5 protein-coding genes are annotated in these 4,061 nt (G+C 74.0%); 2 read left to right on the top strand and 3 right to left on the bottom strand.

Features of this window, described 5'->3' with window-relative positions; translation table 11 throughout:
- From AWW66_RS31585 to AWW66_RS31575, 3 genes are all read right to left on the bottom strand, one after another.
- A partial coding sequence (locus tag AWW66_RS31585) for a hypothetical protein (RefSeq protein ID WP_211272168.1) occupies nucleotides 1–230 on the bottom strand: 230 nt, incomplete at its 3' end.
- A gap of 232 nt (nucleotides 231–462) precedes the next feature.
- Complete coding sequence (locus tag AWW66_RS31580) at nucleotides 463–1,458, bottom strand: hypothetical protein (RefSeq protein WP_083979281.1); 996 nt, start codon at nucleotides 1,456–1,458, stop codon at nucleotides 463–465.
- Nucleotides 1,459–1,474: 16 nt separating this feature from the next.
- Nucleotides 1,475–2,014 (bottom strand): hypothetical protein, encoded by a 540-nt coding sequence (locus AWW66_RS31575; protein ID WP_083979279.1) that lies wholly within the window; start codon nucleotides 2,012–2,014, stop codon nucleotides 1,475–1,477.
- A 306-nt stretch (nucleotides 2,015–2,320) separates the two neighbouring features.
- On the opposite strand from AWW66_RS31575, the gene AWW66_RS31570 reads away from it, so the two are divergent.
- Complete coding sequence (locus AWW66_RS31570) at nucleotides 2,321–3,061, top strand: lytic polysaccharide monooxygenase (RefSeq protein ID WP_067374342.1); 741 nt, start codon at nucleotides 2,321–2,323, stop codon at nucleotides 3,059–3,061.
- Between the two features lie 73 nt (nucleotides 3,062–3,134).
- Entirely contained in the window at nucleotides 3,135–3,842 is a 708-nt protein-coding gene (locus AWW66_RS31565; RefSeq protein WP_067374339.1) for a DUF305 domain-containing protein, read from the top strand.
- The last annotated feature ends 219 nt before the right edge of the window (nucleotides 3,843–4,061 follow it).

The raw sequence follows: 4,061 nt of genomic DNA, 5'->3' as shown, positions 1-4,061 counted from the left end.
GGGGTGGGGCTGCCGGACGGGTGGGGCACCACCTTGAGGATGACCCCGGTCGAGCCGTCCGGCGCGGTCGTCGCGGGCGCGGCCCGTGCCGCCAGGACGGTGGCCGGTCGCCCGCCGTCGGTGCTCCGTGACCCGACGGCGGCCAGGCCGGCGGCGAGCAGGAGCACCGCGAGCAGGGCGGCGGTGGGCCACCCGGGCGGCGGGACAACGGTGCGGGTCCGGACCGTCATGACGACCTCCAACCGGGTGGACGCGACCGGCCGGAGCGGGCCCGGCAGGATCCTCGACGCGCCGCCCGCCGGAATCATCCTCAGGGCGACGTGAAACTGATCCTATATGCCCTTTTGTGGAGGAATCTCGGTTTCGTGCGGGGTGACATGACGCGGCCCGGCCTGGTGGCGGGCCGGTCACGGTCCGCGGCTCGACCGGTGGCCGCCGGGGAACAGGGGCCGGCCGGGGCGGTCAGGCGGGAGCCGGGAGCCGGCGACGGGACCGCCGGCGGGCGAGGGACCAGGCCACGAAGACCACGACGGCCGCCAGCGCCACCAGTGTGCCGAGCGAGTACACCAGCCAACCCGGCGTCGCGGTCTGCATCGCCGCGCGCGACGCGACCGGCAGGGTGATCCGCCCGTCGGCGGTCCGTTCCACCGCGCCGCTGGCCAGGACCAGCCGGGCGTCCCAGACGCCGTCCGGCAGGGACTGGGTGATCTCGATCTGCACCCGTCCGCTCTGGCCGGGCGGCACCGTCACCCCGTTGGTGACCGGGAACGGCCCGGCCCGGATCGACTTCTTGGTCAACGTCAGGGTGCCGGTCATGTCCAGCGCCCGCCCCCCGGTGTTGGTCACCCGGGCGGTGACCATCGGGACCTCGCCGGGCCCCGGCTCCGCCGTCACGTCGTCGATCCGAAAGTCGGTCGGCGGCTCGCCACCGGGGCCGACGTCAAGGTAGAGGCGGATGCCCACCCGGTGCACCTGGGTCACGTTGCCGCCCTGCTCCGGCGCGCTGGAGACCTGGGCCCAGATCGCGCCGTACCGTTCCCCCTCGGCTGCGGTCCGGGGCACCTCGATGTCGACCTCGACGGGCTGGCGTTCGCCCGGCGCCAGGGTCAGCCGTGCCGTCTCCAGGCTCACCCAGTCGCTGAGCTCGTTGCCGTCACGCCCCTCGGGCACGGTGAACGTGGTCCCCTCGATCGTGGCGGCCCCGGCGTACAACTCGATCCGCTGGCGCGCGGCCGAGCCGTTGTGGACCTCGACCCGGCGGTTGATGGTCGCGCCGGGCTTGACGTGGTCGATGATGTAGACCCGGGCGCGGGGATCGTCGACCCGCGCGGCGGGGACGTCCACCAGGCGGATGCCGATCCCCTCCCGGTCCCGCCCGGGTGCCTGCTGCTCCCGCACGGCAACGGCCGGCGCCGCCGGCACCCCGAGCGCCAGGAGGGCGACGGAGGCCAGCGGCACCAGCCGGCCGAGCGGCCTAGAGCACCGAATGTGTCACCGTCCCGCGGTAGGTGCCCTGGACGGTGGCGGGCGGGATGTTCACCACCAGGGTCGGGTTCCAGGTGGCGAAGTTGTTGCCGGTGCCGCCGGCCTTGCTGAACGCCGTGCGGGGGACGTTGATGATCTGCTGGTTGGCGGGGCCCGGCTGGCCGGGGGTGAAGGTGCCGGTGCCGGCGGTGGCGGTGGCGGGGCCGGACCAGTAGCTCACGTTGATGTTCGGGATCGTCTCGCCGGAGCTGCCGTCGCCGGTGACGAAGTCGGTGGAGATGACGGAGGCGGTCCAGTTCGGGGTGAGCGACGACCGCTGGTCCAGCACCGTGACCGGGCCGAGCAGGCCGGACACCGACGCCCCCTCGACGCCGTGGCCGATGTTCGCCGTGGCGGGCACGGTGATCGACAGGCCGCCGGTGGCGTCCACCGTCAGCGTGACGATCGTGTCCTCCGCGTGGGCGGGCGCGCCGAGCACGACGGACGCGGCCACACCCACGACGGTGGCGACGAGCAGTTTCTTTCGCATCAAGGCTCCTTCGGTGCGGATCGGTGGGGGACGGCAGCTAGAGCCTAAAGAGACGTACGGGCATCTAGGCGACATTCTTCTCATATAGCCACTGAAAGGGTGAAAGCGCCCACCGCTCCGGGCGATTCGGGGTGGGGGCGGGCCGGCCCCGACGCGGTGACCGGCCCCGACGCGCGCCACGCGCCACCCTGGATTCGAGCCTCGTCGATATTTTCGAAGCGGGGTATTTACTGTTAAGAATGTTTACTTTATGTTGGGCGCACTGGGGCGCGCCCATACCTCTCCGACTCCACGCAGGAGGTCCCCATGCGACGAACAGTCACGGTTCCACTGGTGGCGGCGGGTGCCGTCGTGTCCTCACTGGCCCTGGCCGCTCCCGCGCAGGCGCACGGCTACGTCTCCGCTCCGCCGAGCCGGCAGGCGCTGTGTGCCCAGGGCAAGGTCACCAACTGCGGGCAGATCCAGTGGGAGCCGCAGAGCGTCGAGGGCCCGAAGGGGCTGCGCAGTTGCAGCGGCGGCAACGCGATCTTCGCGGTGCTGGACAACGAGAGCAAGGGCTGGCCGGCGACCTCGGTCGGCACCTCGGTGACCTTCAACTGGGTCTTCACCGCCCGGCACGCCACCGCCAACTGGGAGTACTACGTCGGCAACAACCGGGTCGCCAGCTTCGACGGAGGCGGTCGCCAGCCCGGTGCCACCGCGTCGCACACCGTCAACCTCGGTGGCTACTCCGGACGGCAGAAGATCCTCGCCGTCTGGAACATCTCCGACACCGCCAACGCCTTCTACTCGTGCGTCGACGTCAACGTCGGGGGCGGCGGCGGTCCCACCCCGACCACCCCGCCGACCACCCCGCCCGCCCCGACCACCCCGCCGGCCTCCACCACCCCGCCGCCCAGCACCGGCGGCACCTGGGCCAGCGGCACCGCGTACCGGGTCGGCGACCAGGTCACCTACAACGGACTCACCTACCGCTGCCGGCAGCCGCACACCGCGATCCCCGGCTGGGAACCGCCTCATGTCCCGGCGCTCTGGACGCAGGTCTGACGACCCGGGGCGGGCCCGTACCTGGACGGGCCCGCCCCACCGGCGTGTCTCGGCCCCACCACCGGAGAACCCCATGACCCGTGTCCGGATCGCCGCCACCCTCGGCGGGCTGCTGCTGCTCGCCGGCTGCGCCGCCGCGCCCCCGCCCGCGCCCGCATCCGTGCCCACGCCGGCGGCCACCGTCACCACCGCCCTGACCGCCGCCGACGTCGCGTACCTGCGGACCATGCTCACCCACCACGAGCAGGCCCTGGAGATCGCCCGGTTGGCGGCCGACCGCGCCAGCGACCCCGCCCTGCGGACCCTCGCCGCCGCCATCGACACCACCCAGACCGACGAACTCGCCACCATGCGCGCCTGGCTGGCTGCCCCGAACGCCACCGGCGGACCCCGGTCGCCCGCTCCCGGCGACCACACCGGCCACGGCGGGCACCCGGGCCATGGCGACCACGCCGGCGGCGGCGACCAGCCGAGTCCTGGCGACCACTCGGGACATGGCGGGCATCCCGGCCACGGCGGGCACGGCGACGGCGGGATCGAGCCCGCCACCGGCCCCGAGGACATCGCGCGGCTGCGCGCCACCGGCCCCGACCGGTTCGACGCCGCCCTGCTCAACCTGCTCGTCGCCCACCAGCAGACCGCCTCCGAACTGGCCCGCGCGCACCTGCGTACCGGTGGCGACCCGGCGGTGCGGGACCTGGCGAGCCGGATCGACCGGTCCCGGACGGCCCAGGTCGCCCACCTGCTGACCGTGCTCGCCGCGCACACCGCCCGCCCCTGAGCGCTGCCGCCCGCCATCCGACCGTTCCCCGGCCCGGTCGTCGGCCGACGGGGGCACCCGCCGCCGGCCCGACCGGGCCCGTTCCCGCCGCCTGGCCCGGACTCGCCTGACCGGGCCGCGTCTCGTGCCCCGGCTGGTCCAGATCGTGCGGGCGATCCCGTGCACGGACTGCGTCCCCGTTCGTCCCCTGGTCAGCAGCCGTAGCGGCGCGCCGCGCGG

Source organism: Micromonospora rosaria (assembly GCF_001567585.1).
In the GTDB taxonomy this organism is placed as follows: domain Bacteria; phylum Actinomycetota; class Actinomycetes; order Mycobacteriales; family Micromonosporaceae; genus Micromonospora; species Micromonospora rosaria.
This window is presented reverse-complemented; position numbering and strand designations above follow the sequence as displayed.

Bases quoted from the DNA above. Each gene is read 5' to 3' on its own strand.
- AWW66_RS31575 (WP_083979279.1), bottom strand. From the start codon at position 2,014: ATGCGAAAGAAACTGCTCGTCGCCACCGTCGTGGGTGTGGCCGCGTCC.
- AWW66_RS31570 (WP_067374342.1), top strand. From the start codon at position 2,321: ATGCGACGAACAGTCACGGTTCCACTGGTGGCGGCGGGTGCCGTCGTG.
- AWW66_RS31565 (WP_067374339.1), top strand. From the start codon at position 3,135: ATGACCCGTGTCCGGATCGCCGCCACCCTCGGCGGGCTGCTGCTGCTC.